Source organism: Plantactinospora sp. WMMB782, from assembly GCF_049179135.1.
Classification (GTDB): Bacteria; Actinomycetota; Actinomycetes; order Mycobacteriales; family Micromonosporaceae; genus Plantactinospora.
Genome location: NZ_JBMHMC010000007.1, coordinates 1,271,317 through 1,294,442, shown reverse-complemented (window position 1 = coordinate 1,294,442; position 23,126 = coordinate 1,271,317). Strand labels below are relative to the sequence as shown.

Below are 23,126 nucleotides of genomic sequence, written 5' to 3'. Positions count from 1 at the left end.
CGCGCTATGGATTCCCGCACGGGTCTGCCCGTTGTCGGCATGGTGGGTGGCGGCCAACTGGCCCGGATGACCCACCAGGCCGCGATCGCCCTCGGCCAGTCGCTCCGCGTCCTCGCGCTCACCCCGGAGGACGGTGCCGCGCTCGTCGCCGCCGACGTCCGGTACGGCAAGCACACCGACCTCGCCGCGTTGCGCGACTTCGCCGACGGCGCCGACGTGGTCACCTTCGACCACGAGCACGTGCCGACCGAGCACGTCCGGGCGCTCGCCGAGGCCGGGGTGGCGGTCTACCCGCCCGCCGAGGCGCTGCGGCACGCCCAGGACAAGCGGGCGATGCGGGAGCGGCTGACCGAGCTGGCCGCCCCGGTGCCGCGCTGGCGGCCGGTCGCCGAGCCGGCGGAGCTGGTCGAGTTCGGCGACGAACTGGGCTGGCCGGTGGTCCTGAAAGCGGCCCGGGGCGGCTACGACGGCCGGGGAGTCTGGGTCGTCTCCGGCCCGGCCGAGGCGACCGAGCTGGTCCGCACGCTGCGGGAGGCCGGCACCGAGCTGATCGTCGAGGAGCGGGTGCCGCTGCGCCGGGAGCTGGCGGTGCAGGTCGCCCGCTCGCCGTTCGGCCAGGTGGCGGCGTACCCGGTGGTGGAGACCGTGCAGCGGGACGGCATCTGCGTGGAGGTGCTGGCGCCGGCGCCGAGGCTGCCGGAGGATCTGGCGCTGCGGGCCCAGCAGCTCGCCATCGACCTGGCCACCGCGCTCGGCGTGGTCGGCCTGCTGGCGGTGGAACTGTTCGAGGTGGCCGGCCCGGACGGCGAGCCGGCGCTCGTCGTCAACGAGCTGGCGATGCGCCCGCACAACTCGGGGCACTGGACGATCGAGGGTGCCCGGACCTCCCAGTTCGAGCAGCACCTGCGGGCGGTGCTCGACTACCCGATGGGCGACACCGCGCTGACCGCCCCGGTGGTGGTGATGGCCAACGTGCTCGGCGGCCCGGACGGCGGCATGTCGATCGACGAGCGGCTGCACCACCTCTTCGCCGAGGACCCGGGCGCCAAGGTGCACCTCTACGGCAAGCAGGTCCGGCCCGGCCGGAAGATCGGGCACGTCACGGTGCTCGGCGACGACCTGGAGAAGGTACGCGCCCGGGCGGTCCGGGCCGCCTGGTGGCTACGGGAGGGACACGAGTGACGGAGTCTGCGCCGCCGGTCGGCCTGATCATGGGCAGCGACTCGGACTGGCCGGTGATGGGCGCGGCGGCCGAGGCGCTCACCGAGTTCGGCGTCGGCTACGAGGTCGGGGTGGTCTCGGCGCACCGCACCCCGGTCAAGATGATGGAGTACGCCCAGTCCGCCGCCGGGCGGGGCATCCGGGTGATCATCGCCGGGGCGGGCGGCGCGGCGGCGCTTCCCGGCATGGTGGCCTCGGCCACCCCGCTGCCGGTGATCGGGGTGCCGGTGCCGCTGGCGCATCTCGACGGGCTCGACTCGCTGCTCTCCATCGTGCAGATGCCGGCCGGCATCCCGGTGGCGACCGTCTCGATCGGCAACGGCCGCAACGCCGGCCTGCTGGCGGTGCGGATTCTCGCCGCCGCCGACGAGGCGCTCCGCGACCGGATGGTCGCCTACCAGGCCGACCTGGCCGCACTCGTCGCCCAGAAGGAAGCCAAGCTGCGGGCCAGCCTCGGCGGATAGCCCGCGCTGCCCGGGTCAGCGCATGCCGCGTACCGCGCGCAGGCGTTCCTGGGTGCGGCGGCGGTTCTCGTTGCTGGCACCGAACGCCAGCAGCAGCAGGCCGACCGGGATCAGCACCAGCCACGGGCCGAAGCTGAACAGGGCGCGCAGTGCGGCCAGTGCGGTGACCACCGCCCCGATGATCACCGGTGCCTGCTGCCGGCGGTAGGAGCCCCAGATCAGCGTGGCCACGCCGCCGAGCAGCAGCAGCACCTGCCGGACCGCGCTGTCGTTGCCGGCCAGCACGATCACCAGGGTCGGCAGGAACGCCGCCACCAGCGCCGGCCCGTACGCCGCCCAGCTGCTCAGGTCGGTGCGGTGCCGCAGCTCCAGCAGGCCGACCAGCAGGGCCAGCACGGCGAAGGCGAGCGTGTACGCCTCCGGCAGTGCCACGTCGGCGAGCGCCATCAGCAGCCACCAGGCGACCACCTCGCAGCCGACCGCCGACCAGAAGAGGGTGCGCCGCTCGACGGTACTGCGGTAGGGGCGTACGGCGGCCATCCCGAGCACGGCACCCCAGGCGGCGAGGAGTGCGGCGATGTGCCGGGGCGAGTCGTAGGCGAGCGCGGCGGCGATGAGCGCGGCGGCGTACCCGCTCCACTCCACGGTGGTGGCCTCGCGGATCGCCTCCGGACGGCGCAGCCGGGGCAGCATCGCGGCGACCAGCAGCAGGATCGCGCCCACCGCCAGCACCCCGAAGGCGGACCAGGCCGGGTCGAGGCCGAACACCAGCCCGGCGGTGAAGACGAAGGTCTGGGCCATCACCGAGGCGAAGAGCCAGCCGAGGATGCGGGCGTTCTGGGTCCGGCCGCCCAGCGCGGCGACGGCGCCGACCCCGACCGCCGCGCCCAGGGTGAACAGGGTCAGCTCCCGGGTGGCGAGCGCGCCGGCCAGCCCGGCACCACCGGCGGCCAGCCCGATGCCGAAGACCAGGATCCGGGTCAGCCGCAGCGAGCGGGCGATCTCGGCGTCCGGCGGCGGCGGGGTGAGCGCCAGCCCGAGCATCGCGATGGTGAAGACCCCGAGCGCGGCCAGGGTGACGTTCGGCCAGCCCAGGCCGAGCGAGATCGGGGCGATCAGCAGGGTGATCGCGGCACCGGGGAGTACCACCGGCACCGCCCGGGCCGGCCGGCCGCCGCTGAACCCGGTGGCGGCCAACCCGGCGGCGATGGTCAGCAGCAGCGCGGCGAGTACGTTGCCGGGGTCGGCGGCCTCCGGCTCGGGGTCGGTGAGCGCGGCCGGCGGCCCGTCCCAGATCCCGGTGAGCGTCTGGTACGGCTCGACGAGCGCCACCACGAGCGCGGGTGCCAGTGCGGCCACCGCCAGCGCGGTCGGCAGGGCGGCGGCGAGCATCGCCCCGACGGCGGGGCTCACCGACCAGCGACCGCCCCGGGCCGGCTCGGGCAGCCGGCGGAGTGCACCGCCGAGCATCACCGACCAGCGCCGGATCGGCTCCCGCAGCGGGGTGGGTGCCGGGGTGACCGCCCGGACCAGCTCGGCGAGCACCCCGAGCAGTACGGCCGAGGCGGCGTAGACGCCCCAGGGCAGGCCGGTGAAGAGGGCCGCCACCGAGGTCGCGGTCGCGCCGCCGACGATGCCCATCGTGGCGTACGGGAGGTACTGCGGAACCTGCCGGCGGACCAGTCCGACGACCGCCACGCCGAGGCTGGCCCCGGCGAGGGTGGCCAGCACCACCACCTCGGCCGGCCGGTGCAGCGCGGCGGCGAGCGAGGCGAGCGCTCCGGTGAGCGCGAACAGCCCGCCGCCGGCGGCGATCCCGCCGATAAGCGCGGTCTGTGGCGGCATCGACCAGGAGTCGGTTTCCTCGGCCGGACCGGAGAGGGTGCCGACGACCCGGGCGAGGGTGGCGACGACGGCGCCGATCAGCGCGACGATGCCGAGTGCGGCGGCGGTGGTCCACGGCCGTACCAGGCTCGCGCCGACCGCGTGCAGGGCGACCACGCCGGCCACGGTGGCCCGGGCCAGCCCGGCCCGGGGGTCGGTGGCGACGACGGAACTCACCCCGTAGACGGTGGCGACGGCACCGCCGACCACGATCGGGGACCACCAGGGCAGCCCGAACGCCGCCGGGGTGCCGATGGTGGCGAGTCCGACGCAGACCGCGGCGACGTCGTACGCCCACGGCCGGGGCAGGGCGATCGCGGCGGCGCCGGCCAGCAGGAGCAGCGCGACCGGGGCCTGCCAGCCGGTGCCGTCCGGGCTGACGTGCCACTGCGAGAGGTCGGCTTCCCAGAGCCGGCCGGGGGTGGTCAGCACCTGGAGCCCGCCGCTGGCCGCCGTCGCGCCGGCGAGCAGCGCGACGATGCCACCGGTGAGCGAGATGCCGAGGACCGGTCCGCGCCGCCAGTCGGCCGGCATGGCCCGGATTCCGGCGGCCACCACCAGGATGAGGAAGGCGGCGACGGCCAGTTCGGCACCGTCGCCGAGGATGCCGGCGATCCGGGCCAGGGTGCCGACCAGGGCGGCGGTGACCGCCGCGGCGGCGATGTCCGAGCCGTCGAGCAGCCGGTCGGCCCGGCGGCCGGCGTCGATCGACGGCGCCAGCACCAGCAGGATCGCGCTGACCAGCAGCAACCCGCCGACCAGGGTGTCCGGCAGGGTGGCGCCGGGTGCGCCGAAGGCCGCCGCGGTGACGGCCAGCGCACCGAGGCCGGTGCCGACGGCCAGCGGCCCGCTGATCTGCCGCTGGGCCACCTGGGTGACCGCCGCGTAGCAGAGTACGGCGCAGACGGCCAGGAAGCTGGCGGCCAGTACCGGCTCGGTGGCCTCGCGGGTCGACAGGACGGTCGGGGTGGGGTCGACGGGTACCGCCGAGGCGACGAAGGACGCCACCGCGCCGGGAAAGGCGAACGCGGCTCCGCCGGCAGCCCAGTCGCCGACCAGCCCGGCGTACCTGCCCAGCGGTGCGGTACGGGCCAGCGGGGCGAGCGCGACGAGTGCACCGCCGAGCGCGAGGGCGAAGAGCACGGCGGCGGTCAGGCCGGGCCGGGCCACCGAGGCGGCCGCCCCGGCGAGACCGACCACGGCGGCGGCGACCGCGTGGGTCAGCGCGGCCCGTCGGGTCTGCGCGGTGAGCCCGACCAGCCCGATGCCGACGGCTACCAGCACCGGTGGCCAGGGCGCGGCGCCCCAGCCGAGCCCGAGCGAGGCGGGGGCGGCCAGTGCGGTCAGCGCGGCGCCGACCACGGCGAACTCGCGGCGTACCTCGGGCGGCGAGGAGAGCACCGCGGCGATGGTGAGCAGCAGTGCGGTGACGGCGAGCTGCCAGGAGGTGTCGCCGACCCCGGCGGCGAGTTCTCCGGGGTATTCGGCGAGGTCGGCCTCCCAGACCGGCAGCGCGGCCCGGATCGGGGCCAGGGCGGCCCGCAGCGCGCCGCCGGCCACCACGATGCCGATCACGATCAGGGCGGCGGCGGAGGCGAGTTGCGGCCCGCGCCGGGCCGCCTCGGGCACCGCGCGTACGCCGAGGCCGGTGAGCGCGATGACGGCGGCGATCACCACCAGCGCCCGTCCCGGCAGGGCCACCGCGGCGACCCGGCCCGCGGCACCGATCACGGCCAGCGTGAGGATCCCGGCCGCGACGTCCGGCAGCGGTGGCCGGCGCAGTACCAGCGCGCCGACCAGGCCGACCCCGGCGGCGAGCAGCAGGGCCAGGCCGGCCCGGGCCGCGCCCGGTACCGTGTCGGCGTTCACCAGGGCGATCACCGCGCAGATCACGGCGACGGCGAAGGCGACCCCGTGCAGGGTCCAGGCCAGTTCGCGTACCCACGGGGTGCTGGTCGTCGGCCGGGTGCCCGGGGTGCCGGACGGCCGGCGGGCGCCCGGGGTGCGGACCCGTCTCACCGGCCCGCCCTGGGTCGGGTCCGCCTGGACGACCGCGTCCGCCTCCTCCGGGAAGGTCTCCGGCCGGTCCGGCCCGGTCGCGGCCGGCCCGGACCCGGTGTCCCGGTCGGAGTCGTCGGTCGGGTCGGCCGGTGCCCGCCCCGGCCGGCCGTCACTGCGGCGCGGCGGCGCGGGCGGGGCGTCCACACCGGCCGGTGGGCCGAACCGGAACCGGGCCGGCCAGCCGGTCAGCCGGCCGTCGTCGCCGAAGAGCCGGGCGAGGTAGAGGTTGCCGATCGCCACCGCCACCAGCACCACGGCCCAGCCGGCCGGCCCGGTCACCATGGAGTACGCCAGCAGCGGCAGGATCGGCTGCACCGCGAGTACGGCGGCGTAGCGCGGCGCGTTCAGCCCGGTCGCCACGGCGTAGCCGGCCGCCACCACGGTGGTGACCAGGAAGGTCAGCCCGGCGAAGACCGAGCCGGGCAGGCCGCTGTCGCCGAACCGGTCGACGGTCCAGAGCGCGTACCCGGTCAGCGGCACCAGCAGCAGCCCGACCGCCGCGACGGTCTCGGCGGTGGCGACAAGCCCGCGCTGGGCCACCCGGGGCGGTGCGGCCAGCATCAGCGCGGTGGCCAGCACCAGGATCGCCACCCGGCTGAAATCGTCGAACGAGCTGAGCGCGACGGCGACGAAGACCACCGCCGCGACGCCGAGCAGCAGTGCCCCGAGTCCGAGCAGGATGTTCTGCACCTCGAGGGTGGATGCCTCGGGGCGGGCCTTGCCGTCGTCCCAGGACGGTTCGGCGCCGGGCGGCGGCGGTGGCGGCGGTGGCGGGGCGACCGGCGGCATCCGGTCCGGGCCGCCGCCGCGGGGCTGGCGGGGCACCCGGGGCGGCGGCCCGCCCGGCGCGCTGCCCGGCGCGGCGGTCGGCGGGCGCCGGCCGGCCTTGCGCCGGAGCACCCGGCGGGGCTTGGTGCTCTGCTTGCGCCGCTGGTCGGCCGCGTGCGACAGGATGTCCCGCTGGAAGAGCGCCGCCTGCATCTGCGAGGCGATCGTCTTCTGCTCCTTGGCGATCGCCGCTTCGCGGATCTTCATCTCGGCGATCGAACGCTCGATCCGGGCCACGTCGTCGGCCCACTGGAGCTGCTCCGCCCCGCAGTTCGGGCAGTACGGCGCAGCCTCGATCTCGCGGCCGCACGAGGAGCACTGGTACGTCGTACTCACGGCACCCCCTCCAGCCGGCGCTGACGCCGCATCACGGGCCTACACCGAGCATGCCCACCCGGGGTCTGCGTTGCACAGCCCCCGATCGCGTGCGAAACCCGGCTGAGGGAATCCTAAAAGGCCGGCCGTGCAGCCCGGAGGCTCCACGGCCGGCAAGTCGGCGTCGAATTCACGTCTGTCGCCGTCCGGCCGCTCCGTCGAGGGCCGGCCGGTGCGGCGTCCCGCCGCGTTACGGTCGGCCCATCCCCCGGTAGTCCCAGCCGGCCTGGGTCCACAGTCCGGAGTCGAGGCAGTTCCGGCCGTCCACGACCCGCCGTCCGGCGGCGAGTTCGCCGAGTGCCACCGGGTCGGCGTTGCGGAAGTCGGCCCACTCGGTGAGTACGCAGAGCAGGTCGGCCCCGCGCACCGCCTCCTCCATGCTGGCCTCGTACGTCAGCTCGGGCCGCTCCCGGCGGGCGTTCTCCATGCCCTGCGGGTCGTGCACGTGCACGTCGGCGCCGGCCTTGTGCAGGGCGGCGGCGACGGCCAGGGAGGGGGCGTCCCGCACGTCGTCGGAGTTCGGCTTGAAGGTGGCGCCGAGCACCGCGATCCGGGTGCCGGAGAGGTCCGGCCCGGCCGGCCCGTACCGGCGGCCGAGCAGTTCGGCGGCGAGCTGGAGCACCCGGCTGCGGCGGCGCAGGTTGATCAGGTCGACCTCGTGCAGGAAGCGCAGCGCCTCGCCGGCGCCCAGCTCCTGGGCCCGGGCCTGGAACGCCCGGATGTCCTTGGGCAGGCAGCCGCCGCCGAAGCCGACGCCGGCCTGGAGGAAGCGGTTGCCGATCCGTGGGTCGTAGCCGATCGCCCGGGCGAGCTGGGTGACGTCGCCGCCGGCCACCTCGCAGACCTCGGCCATCGCGTTGATGAACGAGATCTTGGTGGCCAGGAAGGCGTTCGCGGCCACCTTGACCAGCTCGGCGGTGGCGAAGTCGGTCACCACCAACGGAACCTCCCGGTCCTCGGTGGCGGCGAGGTCGAAGACGCCCTTGTGCGCGGAGTAGAGCATGCCGTTGGCCCACTCGCTCTTGACCCCGACCACGATCCGGTTGGGCCGGAGTACGTCCTCGACGGCGAAGCCCTCCTGGAGGAACTCGGGGCTCCAGGCCACCTCGACCCCGAGGTCGGCCTCGGCGTGCTTGCCGACGAGCTGCTCGATCCACTCGGCGGTGCCGACCGGGACGGTGGACTTGCCGACGATCAGCGCCTTGCGGATCAGGTGCTGGGAGAGCCCGGTGACGGCCGCCTCGACGTACGACAGGTCGGCGCCCATGCCGTCGGCCCGCTGCGGGGTGCCGACGCAGATGAAGTGCACGTCGCCGAAGACGGCGGTCTCGGCGATGTCGGTCGAGAACCGGAGCCGACCGGCCGCCAGGTTGCGCTTGAGCAGCTCGTCCAGGCCGGGCTCGTGGAACGGCACCTCGCCGCTGGCCAGCTTGGCGATCTTCTCGGCGTCGACGTCGAAGCCGATCACCTCGTAGCCGAGTTCGGCGAAGCAGATGGCGTACGTCGCGCCCAGGTAGCCGGTGCCGAGGAAGGTCAGCCGCGGGCGGGCGGCACCGGACGGCGGGGTGACCGCCGGGATCGCCGGCATGGGCTGGGTGCTCGGGTACGGGATCGTCACGCCTGTGTTCTCCGCTCGCAGTGGCGGCGCTTCATTGCGTCGCGGTGGGAGGTCGGCGCCGGAGGAGGACGCCGATGTCGGACATTGTGGGCCTTGTTCACCTGGTGTCGACGGCGCTCGGCCGGTGGGTGGCCGCCGGTGCCGGGACGACAAGCGCTGAGCCTACGCGGACCGCGGTTGCCGGTGCACCTTCGGTCGGCATCTTCACAGCGTGCCCGCCGGTCCGTAGAAGATCTTGACTGTCGGAAATGCCCGCTCATAGGCTCCGAGCCACCTTCAAGTCGATCTGCCGAGACCTGGTACCAGCCCCGAGAAGGGACCTGAACTTCAGATGACGGTTTCGACGTTACCCCCGACGGCCGGTCCGAGGCCCGCCAGATCGATCTCCCGGCGCCTCGGCGGGGCCGCCCTGGCCCTGCTGCTCGCCCCGCTGCCGCTGCTGCCGGGCACCCCGGCCGGCGCCCACCCCCGGCCGACCCCGGCCGGCTGCGTTCAGGACCCGGCCGCCCGGCTGGCCACGGTGCCGAGCCCGGAGCGGCACCTCGGCTTCCCGCTCGGCCTCGGCCAGCAGCGGGTGGTCACCGACGACGAGATCCGCTCCTACCTCGGTGCCGTGGACGCCGCCTCGGACCGGGTGGTCACCGGCAACCTGGGCGACAGCGTGCGCGGCCAGTCGCTGCCGTACGCGATCGTCTCCGACCCCGGCCACCTGCGCCGGGGCGCGCTGGAGAAGATCGCGCAGGACGTCCGGGACCTGCGCGACCCGCGCCGGCTCTCCGGCCGGAGGGCGGCGGAGATCGCCGCGAGGGGGCCGGCGATCGTCTGGGTGACCGGCAACGTGCACGGCGGGGAGTACTCCGGCGGCGACGCCGCGCTGAAGACCCTCTACGAGCTGGCCGCCGGCCTCTCCTGCGAGGTACGCGAGCGCAACGAGAACCTGGTCACGATCATCGTGCCGACGCAGAACCCGGACGGCCGGGACGCCGGCCGCCGGCAGAACGAGTACGGCTTCGACCTGAACCGGGACTGGTTCGCGCGCACCCAGCCGGAGACGGACGCCAAGGTCGAGCTGCTGCGCAGGTATCCGGCGCAGGTGTTCGTCGACGCGCACGAGATGGGCGGCCGGGAGTACTTCTTCCCACCGAACGCCGACCCGATCCACCACGAGATCGCCGACGAGGTGGTCGACTGGATCGACCGGATCGGGGCGGCCAACGCCGCCGGTTTCGGCTACAACGGTGCCTGCACCGACACGGTGACCACCGAGTGCTACTTCAACTACGACACCTACGACATGTTCTTCATGGGGTACGGCGACACGGTGCCGGCGACCGGCTTCGGTGCCGCCGGGATGACCTACGAGAAGGGCAGCGCCTCGGCGGTCCAGGACCGGGTGCAGCAGCAGTTCGACACCCAGTGGGCGACCGTCGGCTGGGCCGCGGAGCACCGACGCGAGATCCTCACGGGCTACCACCGGATCTGGTCGGACGCGCTGGCCGAGGGGCGGGCCGGCCGGCTCCAGCCGAACGAGGTGGTGCAGCCGGCGAACGAGGTCCGGTTCCCGGTCCCGGACGTGACGGTCCGGTCGTACTTCCTGCTGCCGGACCGGCAGCTCGGCGACGTACGGCGGCTGGTCGAACGGCTGCGCCGGATGGACGTCGAGGTGTACCGGCTGACCAGGCCGGTGACGGTGCCGGACGCGAGGATCTTCGGTGGCCGCTCGGCCCGGAACCTCAGCGTGCCGGCGGGGGCGTACTGGATCCCGATGGAGCAGCCGCAGAAGCACTGGATCCAGGCGGTGCTGGGCGAGGACCCGTACGTCCCGTTCCCGTACTTCTACGACGTCTCGTCCTGGAGCAACCCGCTGCTGATGGGCGTGGGAACGATCTGGACCGGTGACCGGCTCTCGCCGAGGGCGGAACGGGTCCGGGGGGTCGACGGCGGGCGGAGCGGGTACGCACCCCGGTCCGGCTCGTACTCGTACCCGTTGGACTCGGCGGCGGCGGCCGAGCTGACCTTCCGGCTGCTCGGCGCGGGCGTGCCGCTGCGGCGCGACCAGCGCAGCGGGGTGGTGACGCTGTCGGCGGCCGGCCTGACCGGCGAGCGCGACCGGCTGGCCCGCTCCCTCGGGGTGACCCTGACCCCGGGCCGGCGTGGCGGCACCGGCAGCACCCTGGCCCTGCCCGACGTCGGCCTCTACTCCGGCGCCGGCATCTCCACCACCGCCGGCTCGCACGGCGAGGCCCGGTACGTGCTCGGCGAGCGGTGGGGGCTCGACCTCACCCCGGTCGGCACGGCGGACATCAACGACAACACCGCCGCCTTCACCGGCCGGACGGTGCTGCTGGTGCCGGACGGCAGCAACCCGACCGGCGGGCTCACCGCCGCCGGCCAGGCCAACCTGCGGGCCTGGGTGGCGGCCGGCGGCACCTATCTGGGGCTGCGCAACCAGGGCACCCGGATGGCCCGGGCGGCCGGGCTCACCTCCACCGTGGAGCTGCCGAAGCCGGACGACTACACGGTGATCGGCTCGCACCTGCGGGTCGACGTGGACCGGAGCAGCCCGGTCGGGCTGGGCCGGCCGGCCGAGGACTTCGGGTTCAACAACAACGATGCGATCCTGTCGCCGAGCAGCACCGGACGGAACGTGTTGACGTACCCGGCCGACGGGCGGTTCTGGCACAACGGCTTCACCGAGCGGGCGGACGTGCTCAGGGGCACCGTCGCGCTCGTCGACGAGCCGACCGGGGCCGGCCGGGCGGTGCTGTTCGCGTTCAACCCGCTGTTCCGGGCGTACAACGAGAGCGGGCTGCACCTGGTCGCCAACGCGCTGCTGGCCCCGGCCGCCGCCCCGACGGCTTCGCCGGGTGCCCGGACGGCGGCTCCGGCCGTACCCCCGGAGCGGGCCGCCGCGATGGCGGTGCCGGCGGCGGAGAACCTGGGTGGACAGTGGCGGCCGATCTCGATCCGGGTCGCCGCCGCCGACCTGGACCGGGCCCGGACGGTCGTGGCCCGGCACACCGGCGACGTCCGGGCCGCGACGGTCGACGGTACGGCGTACCTGACCATCCCCAACCCGGCGGGGCTGGCCGCGGACGAGCATCCCTTCCTGCGGGATCTGGTCCGCCAACTGCGTGCGGCGGGCATTCCGCTGCGCTCGGTCGTCGCCTGACGGGGTCAGACGGAAGTGCGGGGGCGGGAATTCTCTGCCGCCCCCGCGCCTTCCGTTCGAGTCGGGCCGGCTGCGGAATCGCGCAATTGATTGGGGACCATTCCTTCTCGTCGACGGTCGCACCGGCCTACGGTGGCCGGCAGTCCGCTCGCCAAGGGAAGGTATGCGATGAGAATCCTGCGTGCACTGTTGGCCGGCGCCGCCGTTCTCGGCGCCCTGTCGTTGCTCCCGCCCGGGGTGGCCCAGGCCAACCCGTCCGGCTCAGGCGCCGGCGCGGGTGCCGGCTCCCGGGCCGTCGGGGCGCCGTCCTCGGCCGTCACGGGGGTGGCGGACGTCCGGCAGATCGCACCCGGCGTCTACAGCGGCCGGACAGTGGCGGCGTGGGGCTGCGCATCCGGAGCTGTCTGTTTCTACACCCAGCTGAACGGCAACGGCGGGGTCTGCTGGTCGAGCGGAAACGTGCCCTCGTCCAGTTGTGGCTATCGGGCCTCCTATTTCAACAACGGTGTGCCGTGTGCCGGGTGCGACCACGTCCGGGTGTACGAGGGTGCCAACTACCGTGGCATGGAGTTGGCCTGTCTGCACTACGGCTGGGCCGAGGGCCGGGGGAACTTCCCCCTCTCGGTGCCGGTGAGTTCGTTCCGCTGGGGCGGCGAATGCTGACAGGTGGCTGACCACCGGCGGTGCCGACGGGCGGGGGGTGTCGCCGTCCGTCGGGAACCATGCGCGCAGCAGACTGTCGAGCTGCCCCGCCTGTGCTCCCAGCCACGACAACGCCCGCTATCCCCGGGCGCCCCCGCCCCGCCCCCGCCCCGTGCGCCTCGTCCCGTTCGTGCGCCCGGCTCGACAGTCTCCGGGTCGGGTGGGTGGCGGCGTTCCGAGCCAGCCGGGTGCTGGCCGCCGCCCCGTCCGTGCGACCAGCTCGACAGTCGCCGCGCCGAGTGCCACCCGGCTCGGCCGGCGGCCGGGGGGCGGCGAGCGGCACGGGCGATCGGCACGGGCGACCGGGGCGGGGTGGACGAGGCGGGAGTGGGGTCGGGGGAGGGCTGTCGAAGCGTGGTTACCGGCGGGTATCGTTCGGATATCCGGGGCGCGGGGCCGCCGGGGACGAGTGCCGGGGAGGGCCGCGTGGCAAGTGAGCCGTCGTTCGACGCATACCTGCTTCCCGAGGAGCACCAGGCGGTCCGGGAGGCCGTCCGGGAGGTCTGCGACGCCAAGGTCGCGCCCAACGCGGCCGAGGCGGACGAGACCGGCGAGTTCCCCAAGGCGTCGTACGACGCACTCCGCGCCGCCGACTTCCACGCCCCGCACATCCCCGAGGAGTACGGCGGAGCCGGTGCCGACGCGCTGGCCACCGCGATCGTTATCGAGGAGGTGGCCCGGGCCTGCGCCTCCGCCTCGCTGATCCCGGCCGTGAACAAGCTCGGCACCATGCCGCTGCTGCTGGCCGCCTCCGACGAGTTGAAGCGGCGCTACCTGCCCGCGGTGGCCCGGGGCGAGGCGATGTTCTCGTACTGCCTCTCCGAGCCGGAGGCGGGCAGCGACGCCGCCTCGATGACCACCCGGGCGGTCCGGGACGGCGACTTCTACGTGCTCGACGGTGTCAAGCGCTGGATCACCAACGCCGGGGTGTCGGAGTACTACACCGTCTTCGCGGTGACCGATCCGGCGGCGCGGTCCCGGGGCATTTCCGCCTTCGTGGTGGAGAAGTCCGATCCCGGGGTCAGTTTCGGGGCGCCGGAGAAGAAGCTCGGTATCAAGGGCTCGCCGACCCGCGAGGTCTACCTGGACAGCGTGCGGATCCCGGCGGACCGCATGATCGGCGAGCCGGGGACCGGCTTCGGCACCGCGATGCGGACCCTGGACCACACCCGGGTCACCATCGCCGCCCAGGCGCTCGGGATCGCCCAGGGCGCGCTCGACTACGCCAGGGCGTACGTCAGGGAGCGCAAGCAGTTCGGCAGGGCGGTCGCCGAGTTCCAGGGCATCCAGTTCATGCTCGCCGACATGGGGATGAAGCTGGAGGCGGCCCGGCAGTTGACGTACGCGGCGGCCGGGAAGTCGGAGCGCGGCGACGCCGACCTGACCTACTTCGGCGCCGCCGCGAAGTGCTTCGCCTCGGACGCCGCCATGGAGATCACCACCGACGCGGTGCAGCTCCTCGGCGGGTACGGCTACACCCGGGACTACCCGGTCGAGCGGATGATGCGGGACGCGAAGATCACGCAGATTTACGAGGGCACGAACCAGGTCCAGCGGATCGTGATGGCCCGGCAACTCCTCAAGGACTGACGCCGCTCCCGGGCACGCCATCGCCACGCCAGGGACGGCGCGACGCCGACCGGGGGAACGGGCTGCGACTACGATGCTGGCATGAGTGCGGAGGCGTTCGGCAGGCAGCTGCCCGCCGTCGTCACGCTCGACGACCTGGCGGCCATGATCGCTGCTGACCGGCACGGCCATCGGTATGAGCTGAGCCCCGAGGGAGCCCTGTCGATCATGCCGCCGCCCGATTCCGAGCATGCCGCGATCGCCAGCCGCCTCCTGGTCTGGCTGGCGATGGCGGGTTGGCCGGCCGAGCAGGTGTTGCAGGCCGCCGGCGTCCGGATTCCCGGTCCGGACGGCGACGGTGGCCGGATACCCGACCTCACGGTCTGGGCCCGCCCACAGCCCCGGACGGTCTGGCTGGCCCTCGCCGACCTGGTCCTGGTGATCGAGATCGTGTCACCCGGCTCGGCCGCGATGGACGAGGTGGTCAAGCGCCGCGAATACGCCCACGCCGGCATCCCCCGCTACTGGGTGGTCGAGCGGGACGCGGCGCAGACTGTCACCCTGCACGTCCTCGGCCCGGACCGGTCGTACGAGGTGGCGGCGAAGCTGCCCCTGGCCTGGCTGTTGCAGACCGACCCGGCCGACCACCAGCTCGGCTGATCCGGAGCGCGACCGACCGGGCGTGCCGGGGCGGGAGGTGGGGCCGGTCGGCGTATCGGCCCCACCTCCCGGTCTGGGTCAGCTCCCCAGGGTCCAGCGCTGGTTGGTGCCGCCGTGGCACGCCCAGAGGTGCACCTTGGTGCCGTTCGCGGTCCCGTTGCCGCTGGCGTCCAGGCAGAGCCCGGACTGTACGCCGGTGATGGTGCCGTTCGAGTTGACGTTCCACCGCTGGTTGGTCTGCCCGTTGCAGTCCCAGATGATCGCCAGGGTGCCGTTGGCGGTGCCCTGCCCGTTGGCGTCCAGGCACTTGTTGCCGTACACCATGAGCTGCCCGCTGCTGGTGTAGGTCCACCGCTGGTTGGTGCCGGTGCCGCAGTCCCAGATCTGGGCCTGGGTGCCGTTGGCCGTACTCGATCCGCCGATCTCCAGGCAGCGCCCGGACTGCGCCCCGACGATCCGGCCGGTCTGCGGCTGTGGTTGTCCGTCGCCGCCGCCCTGCGGGCCGGCGGCGGCCATCACCGCCTGGGCGCCCGACGGCCAGTTGCCGCCGCTGACCGTGACGTTGTTGTTGACCACGTTGCCCCGGTCGCCGTTCGTCACGTTCGTGCTGTTGTTCGTCGACCAGTTGTTGGTGACGGTGAAGTTGCCCATGTTCTCGGCGAACCAGTAGTTGGCGGTGGCCCAGGTGCCGGTGTTCGAGAAGACGTTGTTCCGGGCGGTCCAGTACCGCGAGCCCTCGTCGAAGTAGATCCCGAAGTACCCGTTGGTCCGCAGGCAGTAGTTGTCGCTGATCAGCCCGCCCTGGTTGGCCGAGAGGGTGTAGATGCAGCCGCCGTCGTTCATCTGCTGCATCACGTCGTGCACGTAGTTGCCGATCAGCCGGTTGTTCGAGGCCGTGGTGGGGGTGGAGTAGCGCGGCTGGTAGTTGTAGAGGCCACGGTCGGCGTAGTGGTTGCTGCCCCCGGCGTCGTTGGCGCCCCAGCCGTATCCCATGGACATGCCGGTGTACGGCATGTTGTAGACCTCGTTGTGCGAGATGGTGGCGGTGTTGACGTAGGTGGTCAGCACCGAGACGATGCCCCGGTGCTCCACGCCGATGTCGTGGATGCGGTTGTTGCTGATTGTGATGTCCCGGTTGGTCATCCGCTGGTCGCTCGGGTGGTGGGCGTCGGCGCGGACGCCGCCGACCACGATGCCGCCGGCCGAGGTGCGGGCGATCTCGGAGCGGTCGACCGTGATGTTGCTGGCGCCCAGGCCCACGCCGCTGGCGTGCGCGTTGGCGTCGTTGCCGATGCCGATCGCGGTCTGCCCGAGGTTGAAGAACCGGGAGTCGGTGACGGTGATGTTGTTGGCGGCGGAGATCTGCACGGCGGCCGGCGACTGGAACCAGTTCGGCCGGGCGGCCTCGAACTGCGGGCAGCCGTTGTGGCAGGAGCTGAAGGCGGGCCAGCTCCAGTTCCCGGCGATGTAGGCGCCGGTCTGCTGGTCGACGTAGCCCTGGTTGCTGCTCGGGCCGAGCCAGCTCGTACCGGTGAAGGTGATCCCGCTGAACGTGACGTGGTGCGCCGGGGCGCCGTAGGTGCCGCCGAGGTTCACCAGGGACTGCAACGCCGGCAGCTCGATGCCGAGGTTGTTGATGTTCTGCCCGGACGGCGGGATGTAGAACAGGTCACCTGTCGTCCGGTTCAGGTACCACTCGTTGGCGGCGTCCAGGAACTCGTAGGCGTTCGTCAGGTAGAGCGGGCCGGCCCGGTGCGGGCTGGTGAAGGTGTCGTACCCGAAGTTGTTGTTGTTCCAGGCCGGCTGCTGCATCGTGATGAGGTTTCCGCTGATGCTCTGCACCGGGGAGTAGCGGTCGGTGAAGGAGCCGACGCTCTCCATCTCGATCCGGCTCTGGTTGGCCAGGTTGTTCAGGTAGTTGAGCGCGCTGTTGGTGAACCTCATCCCGGTGCTGGACGGGGTGAAGTCGGCCCGGTTCAGCTGGGTGCGGGCCCGGGTGGCGATGGCGCCGTCGACGTAGAGCTGCCGGCTCTCGGTGCCGGCGCCGACGTTGGCCCGCCAGATGTTGCGGCCGGCGTCGACCTGGGTCCAGCCGGTGACCGCCCGGGAGCCACTGAGCACCGGGCGGGCCGACGCGGCGGCCTGCCACACCACCCGGTAGCCGTTGTTGCCGGAGTCGGCGGCGGTGAACCGCAGCGGCGCGGAGAGCCGGTACACCCCGTCGGCGAGCTGGACGACGATGTCGCCGGACATCGCGGCGGTGAGCCCGCGCACCGCGGTCTGCGCGCCGGTCAGCGAGCAGGGCTGGCTGGCCGAGCAGGTGGTGCCGCTGCCGGAGGGGGAGGCGTAGAGGGTGGTGGCGGCTGACGCGGGGGAGGGCGCGGCGGCGACGAGGGCCACCGTGGCCAGTGCCGCCGCGGCGGCTCCGGCCAGCACCCGCCTCCGGCCGGCAGAGGATGACGGTACGGACACGGGACGGTCTCCTTACCTGGGGGTGGGGTGGTGCCGGGTGTGGTGGTGGGCGCCCCGCCGAAGGCTCTCCGTCTCGAAGTTCATCATACGAATTATGTTTCCGCAAGGATCGAGCGAGCTGAGTGGCCAGCTCAGCCCGGCGGCTCCGGCGACCCCGGAGCAGCGGCCGGAGCGGACGGCGTGGTGGCTGTGGACCGTCCGTGCAGGAGCTTCCGGAGATGCTCCAGCCCGTCCAGGGCGAGCCGGTCCTGCGTGACGGCGAGCGGGCGCCAGATCGAGGCGGCGGTGGCGATCGTCTCGTTCTCGGCCGTGAACGACTCGATGCAGACCGCCCCCCGGTAACCGGTCCCGCCCAGCGTGGTGAAGAAGCGCGGCCAGTCGAAGTGGTCCCGGCCGGGAGCGCCCCGGTCGGTGCCGCTGACCTGCACGTGCTTCAGGTACGGGCCGGCGGCCGCCAGCGCCGCGTACGGATCGGCCTCCTCGATGTTCATGTGGTAGGTGTCGACCATCAGACCGACGTTCGGCGGCAGGCCGTCGATCAACTCGACGGCCTGCCCCAGCGTGTTCACCACACTCGTCTCGTACCGGTTGAGCGCCTCCACCCCGAGCGAGACGCCCCGCTCGGCGGCATGGTCGGCGACCGGCGCGAGCGCCCGGCGGAACTCCGCGTAGCAGGCGAAGCGCTCCGCCGCCGACATCCGCCAGGTCCGGCCGACCGAGGCGTACAGCGGGCCGCCGACACAGGACGCGCCGACGGCCGCCGCACTGTCCACACAGCCGATCAGGTACGCCACGGTGGACTCGACCACGGCCGGCGGGGCGTACACGAGGTCCCGCCCCGGCGGGGTGACCGCGCAGACGGCGACGGCGGTCAGGCCGTACCGGGCCAGTAGATCACGGGTCCGGCCCGGGTCCCAGTCGCCCGGCTGCTCGATCGGCAACTCGACCGCGTCGAAGCCGTACGCGGCGATCTGCGGGACGAGGTCGGCCAGGGCCCGGTCGTCGACCGGTGACGTCCAGACCCACGGGTTGACACCGATGGCGTACAAGCTGCCTACTTCCAGCGTTGCGGATAGCCGGGCAGGTCGGTGCAGCCGCACATCGCGTAGTGCAGCGGCGGCATGCCCGGGTCGAGGTACTGGTCCAGGTTCTCCTGGGTGATCGTCGGCTGCGGCAGCTTCCACGGGCTGGAGACCGGCTGGCCGTCCAGGATCCGCAGCGCGGCCAGCACCGGGGTACGCCACTGGTAGGTCGGGTAGGTCGGTGCGATGGCGGTGAGGTTCCGCTCCTTCCACAGCTTCAGGAAGTCGAGCTGGTCCTCGCCGTTTATCGGCGGCACCGGCTTGCCGGCGTCCTGGAACGCCTCGACCGCCGCGACCGCGACCGCTCCGGCGTCCATCCAGACGCCGTCGATGGAGCCGTGCCGCTGGAGGTAGTCGTTGACGATCTTCTTGGTCTTGGCCGGGTCGCCGTCGGTGAACTCGACCCCGACGACGTCCACCTTCGCCTTGTCGAAGGCGACCTTCGCGGCGGACCAGCGGGTCTCCAGTACGTCGACACCGGGCAGGATGCGCAGGGCGAGCAGCTTGCCGCCGGGCTTCATCCGCTGGCTGACGAACTCGGCACCGACGTGCCCGAAGCCGTAGCCGCCGATCGGGTTGATGAAGGTCACCGGGCAGTCGGTGTCGACACCCCGGTCGAAGACGACGACCGGCAGGCCCGCCCGGCAGGCGGCCTCGACGGCCGGGGTGAGCGTGGCGGTGGTGTTCGGCGAGACGAGCAGCGCGTCGCAGTCCTTGCCGAGCAGGTCGTTGATGTCCGCGATCTGCTTCTGGTCCTTGCCCTCGGCGTCGACGTGCACGAACTCGCTGATCCGGCTCTTCTGGGCCTCGACCTCGGCCTGCATGGTCTTGAACCCGACCTGCCGCCACGGGTTGTTCAACGCCGCGTTGGAGAAGCAGATCTTGTGCGGGCCGGCCTTCCTGAATTTCGTGGTCTCCACCATCTTCGGGTCGAGCACCTGCTCCCACGGCTTGTCCGCCGGACCGGTCGGGGTGGCGCCGAGCAGTGCCAGTTCCTTGTCGTAGTCGGCCTGCACGAAGAACTTGGACTGTTCGCCGGTGCCCGAACCGGCGGCCGAGCTGGCGGAGCCGGACGGGGTCGCGGCCGGCTCGTCGGTGGCACAGCCGGTGAGCGACAAAAGGGTGACCGCGGCCAGAGCCGCGAGGGAGCGTTTCACGGTATTTCCCCTTATCTGGACGAGGAACGCATTGCCGAGACCGCCACGGCGGCCAGGATGATCACGCCCTGGACGGTCGACCTGAGGGCGCCGGAGACGCCGTAGAAATTCATCAGGGTGAAGAGCAGTTCGAGGGTCAGCGCCCCGAGCATCGCGCCGACGACCGAGCCACGGCCGCCGCCCAGCGCGACCCCGCCGAGCACGACGGCGGTGATCGCGGTGAACTCCAGTCCGGCGCCGGCCTGGAACGAGACCCCGCTGTAGCCGCCGAGCAGGATCGCCGCGACCGCCGCCGCGAGCCCGCTGAGCATGAAGGCGATCGTCCGGGTACGCCAGACCCGTACCCCGGCCAGCTCGGCGGTGCGCGGGTTGTCGCCGACGGCGACGAGCGTCCGGCCGAAGTCGGAGCGGCCCAGCAACACGGCCAGCGCCGCGAGGACCAGGAGCACGAGCAGCGCGTACGGGACCCGGCCGAGCAGCGGCACGTCCTCGAACGCGCGCCGGCCGAACCGGCGGAACTCCTCGGAGAGCCCGCCCCGCGGCGCACCGTCGGACCAGAGGTACACCGCACCGACGAGGATCAGGAACATGCCGAGCGTGGTGATGAAGGACGGCACCCGCAGCCGGGTGGTGACCAGGCCGTTGACCAGCCCGACGAACAGGCCGGCGGCGAGCAGCAGCAGCACCACCGGCCAGGTGCGGGCGGGGTCGCTGTCGATGAGCCGGGCGGCGACCACCACCTGCGCGGTGACCAGGGAGCCGACGGAGAGGTCGAACTCGCCGCTGACGATCACGAAGTACTGACCGGCGGCCAGCAGGATGATCGGTGCCGAGCGGCCGAGGAAGGACATCAGCGACGGCGGGGCGAGGAAGTCGGGCTGCCGGACCGCGACCAGCACCAGCAGCAGCGCGAGGATGGCGACGATCGGCAGCAGTCCGCCGGGGCGTACCCGGGACAGCGGCGACCGCAGCGGAGGGCGCTCGACGGTCTGCATCTAGGCCGCCTTCCGCAGGGACCGGTGGGCGTAGAGGGCGACCGCGGCGATGATCACGATGCCCCGGATCACCTGCTTGACGAAGGCGTCGACCTCGAGCTGGTTGAAGACGGCGTCGATGCTGGCCAGCAGCAGTACCCCGCCGACGGTGCCGACCACGCCGCCCCGCCCGCCGGCCAGCGCGGTCCCGCCGATCACCACCGCCGCGATCGACTCCAGGTCGTAGAGACCCTCGGTGCCGACCCGGGGAGCGCCCGAGCCGAGCCGGCTGGCCAGGTAGATCCCGGCCAGCCCGGCGCAGAGCGAGCAGAGTACGTGGGCGGTGACCAGGACCCGGCCGGTGCGTACCCCGGAGAGCCGGGCGACCTCCGGGTCGCCGCCGACGGCGAGCAGGTGGTGCCCGAACCGGGTACGCGTCAGCGCGAACCAGACCGCCGCGGCGACGGCGAGCAGCAGCAGGAACGACACCGGCACCGGGCCGATCCGCTGGTAGCCGAGGGTCTGCACCAGCGCCGGGGAGGTCTTGCCGGCCGGGCCGGCGTACCCGTGGTCGAGGTAGCCCTTGAGCAGCAGCCCGACGCCGAGGGTGGCGATGAAGGCGTTCACCCGCAGCCGGGTGACGAAGAGCCCGTTGAGCAGCCCGATCGCCGCGCTCACCCCGAGGGCGAGCAGCACGGCCGGCAGCAGTGCGCCGTCGCTGCCGGCCATTGTCTCGGCGGCGAGCAGGGTGCTGAGGCTGACCACGTACGCCACGGAGAGGTCGAGGGAGCCGCCGAGGATGACAAGGGTCTGCCCGACGGCGACGAGGCCGAGCCCGGCGGCGACGTGCAGCAGGCTCACCGTCGTCGCCTGGTTGAAGAGCTGGCCGCCGTCGATCCCGACCACCAGGGCGCCGATCGCCAGGGTCAGGGCCAGGGCGACGAAGACTCCCGGAACGTTGCGCCGGACCGCCAGCACGGGTGCGGCGGTCATCCGGCGGTCTCCCGTACCGCGCCGACGGCCAGGGCGAGCACGTCCTGCTCGGCGGCGCCGGCCGGCAGTTCGCCGGCGATCCGGCCGTCCCGGAGTACGACGATCCGGTCGCTCATGCCGATCAGCTCCGGTAGCTCGGACGAGATCATCAGCACGGCGGCGCCGTCCCGGGCGAGCCGGCGGACGAGGTCGTGCACCACCGCCTTGGCGCCCACGTCGATGCCCCGGGTCGGCTCGTCGAAGAGCAGGATCCGGGGGCTGAGGGCGAGCCAGCGGGCGAGTACCACCTTCTGCTGGTTGCCGCCGGAGAGAAAGCGGATCTCCTGGTCCTCGCCGGCGGCGCGCAGTTCCACGGCGCTGAGCAACTCACGGACCCGCACGGTCCGGGCGGCGTGGCCGGACCGGACCCGCATCCGTACCGCCCGGCTGGCCAGCAGGGCGTTGTCCAGCACCGACTGCCGGGCGACGATGCCCTCGCCCTTGCGGTCCTCGCTGACGTAGGCGATGCCGGCCCGGATCGCCTCGCGCGGCGAGCGCAGCGCCCGGGTGGTGCCGTCGACGGTAACGGTGCCGCTGGTGAACGGGGCGACGCCGAAGAGGGCCCGGGCCAGCGCCGACCGGCCGGAGCCCTGTAGGCCGCCGATGCCGAGCACCTCACCGGCGCGCAGCTCCAGGTCGACCCCGCGCAGTTTCCGGTTGCCGCCGTCCCGGACGGTGAGCCGGACCGGCCCGACGTCGTCCGGTGCGGCCCGTTCCGGGTAGTAGCTGGACAGCTCCCGGCCGACCATGTGCCGCACCAGCTCGTCCACCGTGGTCTCGGTGGTGTCCAGGGTGCACACCCGGCGGCCGTCCTTGAGTACGGTGATCCGGTTGGACAGCGCGAAGACCTCGGCGAGCCGGTGTGAGACGTAGAGCAGGCCGATGCCGCGCTCGGTGAGCCGGCGGACCAGGCCGTAGAGGAGTTCGACCTCGTGGTCGGCGAGCGCGGCGGTCGGCTCGTCCATGATCAGCAGCCGCACGTCGAGGGCGAGCGCCTTGGCGATCTCGACCACCTGCTGCTGCGCCACCCCGAGCTGTCCGACCGGTACGTCGGTCGGCAGCGAGGTCTCGCCGATCGAGCCGAGCAGTTCGGCGGTGCGCCGGTGCATGGCCCGGCGGTCGACCAGGCCGCGGCGTACCGGCTCGTGGCCCAGGTAGACGTTCTCGGCGACGGTCCGCTCCGGCAGCAGGTTGAACTCCTGGTGGATGATGCCGATGCCGGCCCGCTGGGCGTCGCGCGGACCGCGGAACGTCCGGGCCGCACCGGCGAAGGTGAGGGTGCCGCCGTCGGGGGCGTGCGCGCCCGAGACGATCTTCATCAGGGTGGACTTCCCGGCACCGTTCTCGCCGACCACCGCGTGCACCTCGCCGGCCGCCACGTCGAGGTCCACCTGATCGAGGACACGTACTCCGAGGAACGACTTGCCGATGTCGCGGAGCGAGAGCAGCGGCGTCCGTATGGCGGCATCGTCTGACAAAGCTCAGATCACTTCCTTGACACCCATGAGACGTAACACGTATGAAGATAGATGTTCACATCCGTGCATGCAATCCTCGTTCTGCCGTCCGGCCGGCAGGTGGCCAAATGCGGCGTCGAACCGTCCACGATGGCCAGACGGGGGATGGCAACCGCTCGGGCTGGAACATCAGATCAATCCTGCGAGGAAATATTGACATACACCTATGAGCTGGTCATCCTGACCTCGCGGACCACGGGACGGACACACGGCAGTCCAACCATCGCTGTGTGACGTTCTGCGGCGCTGACTGCCGTCGCGGCGGACGGCACGACGACCGACCGGGCGAACCCGCGCTCCCGGCGTCCAGGCCCGACCTGGCACGCCGTGGCCCGCGG

General features: G+C 73.0%; 14 protein-coding genes. 6 read left to right on the top strand and 8 right to left on the bottom strand.

All coding sequences use genetic code 11. The features are described 5' to 3' along the window. Positions 1-6: 6 nt before the first annotated feature. Together ACN28A_RS07700 and purE are read left to right on the top strand one after the other, a co-directional pair. On the top strand, positions 7-1,182 hold the full coding sequence (locus ACN28A_RS07700) for a 5-(carboxyamino)imidazole ribonucleotide synthase (protein WP_421393667.1): 1,176 nt from the start codon (positions 7-9) through the stop codon (positions 1,180-1,182). Positions 1,183-1,211: 29 nt separating this feature from the next. Then, a complete protein-coding gene (gene purE / locus ACN28A_RS07695; RefSeq protein ID WP_421404217.1) occupies positions 1,212-1,685 on the top strand; it encodes a 5-(carboxyamino)imidazole ribonucleotide mutase in 474 nt (157 codons plus the stop codon). Between the two features lie 15 nt (positions 1,686-1,700). On the opposite strand, the gene ACN28A_RS07690 is transcribed toward purE, so the two are convergent. Together ACN28A_RS07690 and ACN28A_RS07685 are read right to left on the bottom strand one after the other, a co-directional pair. Continuing rightward, the gene (locus ACN28A_RS07690; RefSeq protein WP_421393666.1) at positions 1,701-6,794 is read right to left on the bottom strand and encodes an SCO7613 C-terminal domain-containing membrane protein; all 5,094 of its coding nucleotides are present in this window, start codon (positions 6,792-6,794) and stop codon (positions 1,701-1,703) included. Positions 6,795-7,023: 229 nt separating this feature from the next. Further along, the gene (locus tag ACN28A_RS07685) at positions 7,024-8,451 is read right to left on the bottom strand and encodes a UDP-glucose dehydrogenase family protein (RefSeq protein ID WP_421393664.1); all 1,428 of its coding nucleotides are present in this window, start codon (positions 8,449-8,451) and stop codon (positions 7,024-7,026) included. 331 nt (positions 8,452-8,782) lie between these two features. On the opposite strand from ACN28A_RS07685, the gene ACN28A_RS07680 reads away from it, so the two are divergent. From ACN28A_RS07680 to ACN28A_RS07665, 4 genes are all read left to right on the top strand, one after another. Beyond that, positions 8,783-11,623 (top strand): M14 family zinc carboxypeptidase, encoded by a 2,841-nt coding sequence (locus ACN28A_RS07680; protein WP_421393662.1) that lies wholly within the window; start codon positions 8,783-8,785, stop codon positions 11,621-11,623. Between the two features lie 168 nt (positions 11,624-11,791). Next, positions 11,792-12,286, top strand: a complete 495-nt coding sequence (locus tag ACN28A_RS07675) for a peptidase inhibitor family I36 protein (protein WP_421393661.1) — start codon at positions 11,792-11,794, stop codon at positions 12,284-12,286. A gap of 465 nt (positions 12,287-12,751) precedes the next feature. After that, on the top strand, positions 12,752-13,915 hold the full coding sequence (locus ACN28A_RS07670; RefSeq protein WP_421393660.1) for an acyl-CoA dehydrogenase family protein: 1,164 nt from the start codon (positions 12,752-12,754) through the stop codon (positions 13,913-13,915). Between the two features lie 81 nt (positions 13,916-13,996). Then, a complete protein-coding gene (locus ACN28A_RS07665; protein ID WP_421393659.1) occupies positions 13,997-14,554 on the top strand; it encodes a Uma2 family endonuclease in 558 nt (185 codons plus the stop codon). Positions 14,555-14,632: 78 nt separating this feature from the next. Here the strand turns inward: ACN28A_RS07665 and ACN28A_RS07660 are convergent, their stop codons facing one another. The 6 genes from ACN28A_RS07660 to ACN28A_RS07635 all read right to left on the bottom strand — a co-directional run bounded on the left by ACN28A_RS07660 (position 14,633) and on the right by ACN28A_RS07635 (position 22,749). Continuing rightward, positions 14,633-17,026: a ricin-type beta-trefoil lectin domain protein gene (locus ACN28A_RS07660; RefSeq protein WP_421393658.1), complete on the bottom strand. Its 2,394-nt coding sequence runs from the start codon at positions 17,024-17,026 to the stop codon at positions 14,633-14,635. 131 nt (positions 17,027-17,157) lie between these two features. After that, positions 17,158-18,075 (bottom strand): sugar phosphate isomerase/epimerase family protein, encoded by a 918-nt coding sequence (locus ACN28A_RS07655; RefSeq protein WP_421393657.1) that lies wholly within the window; start codon positions 18,073-18,075, stop codon positions 17,158-17,160. A gap of 5 nt (positions 18,076-18,080) precedes the next feature. Continuing rightward, positions 18,081-19,265, bottom strand: a complete 1,185-nt coding sequence (locus tag ACN28A_RS07650; RefSeq protein WP_421393656.1) for an ABC transporter substrate-binding protein — start codon at positions 19,263-19,265, stop codon at positions 18,081-18,083. Between the two features lie 11 nt (positions 19,266-19,276). Next, on the bottom strand, positions 19,277-20,260 hold the full coding sequence (locus ACN28A_RS07645; protein ID WP_421393655.1) for an ABC transporter permease: 984 nt from the start codon (positions 20,258-20,260) through the stop codon (positions 19,277-19,279). After that, positions 20,261-21,232 carry an ABC transporter permease gene (locus tag ACN28A_RS07640; RefSeq protein WP_421393654.1) on the bottom strand — a complete coding sequence of 324 codons (972 nt, stop codon included), beginning with the start codon at positions 21,230-21,232 and terminating at the stop codon, positions 20,261-20,263. Beyond that, complete coding sequence (locus tag ACN28A_RS07635) at positions 21,229-22,749, bottom strand: sugar ABC transporter ATP-binding protein (RefSeq protein WP_421393653.1); 1,521 nt, start codon at positions 22,747-22,749, stop codon at positions 21,229-21,231. The genes ACN28A_RS07640 and ACN28A_RS07635 overlap by 4 nt, the downstream gene beginning before the upstream one ends. Positions 22,750-23,126: the final 377 nt, after the last annotated feature.

Bases quoted from the DNA above. Each gene is read 5' to 3' on its own strand.
- ACN28A_RS07700 (WP_421393667.1), top strand. From the start codon at position 7: ATGGATTCCCGCACGGGTCTGCCCGTTGTCGGCATGGTGGGTGGCGGC.
- purE (WP_421404217.1), top strand. From the start codon at position 1,212: ATGGGCAGCGACTCGGACTGGCCGGTGATGGGCGCGGCGGCCGAGGCG.
- ACN28A_RS07680 (WP_421393662.1), top strand. From the start codon at position 8,783: ATGACGGTTTCGACGTTACCCCCGACGGCCGGTCCGAGGCCCGCCAGA.
- ACN28A_RS07675 (WP_421393661.1), top strand. From the start codon at position 11,792: ATGAGAATCCTGCGTGCACTGTTGGCCGGCGCCGCCGTTCTCGGCGCC.
- ACN28A_RS07665 (WP_421393659.1), top strand. From the start codon at position 13,997: ATGAGTGCGGAGGCGTTCGGCAGGCAGCTGCCCGCCGTCGTCACGCTC.
- ACN28A_RS07645 (WP_421393655.1), bottom strand. From the start codon at position 20,260: ATGCAGACCGTCGAGCGCCCTCCGCTGCGGTCGCCGCTGTCCCGGGTA.
- ACN28A_RS07640 (WP_421393654.1), bottom strand. From the start codon at position 21,232: ATGACCGCCGCACCCGTGCTGGCGGTCCGGCGCAACGTTCCGGGAGTC.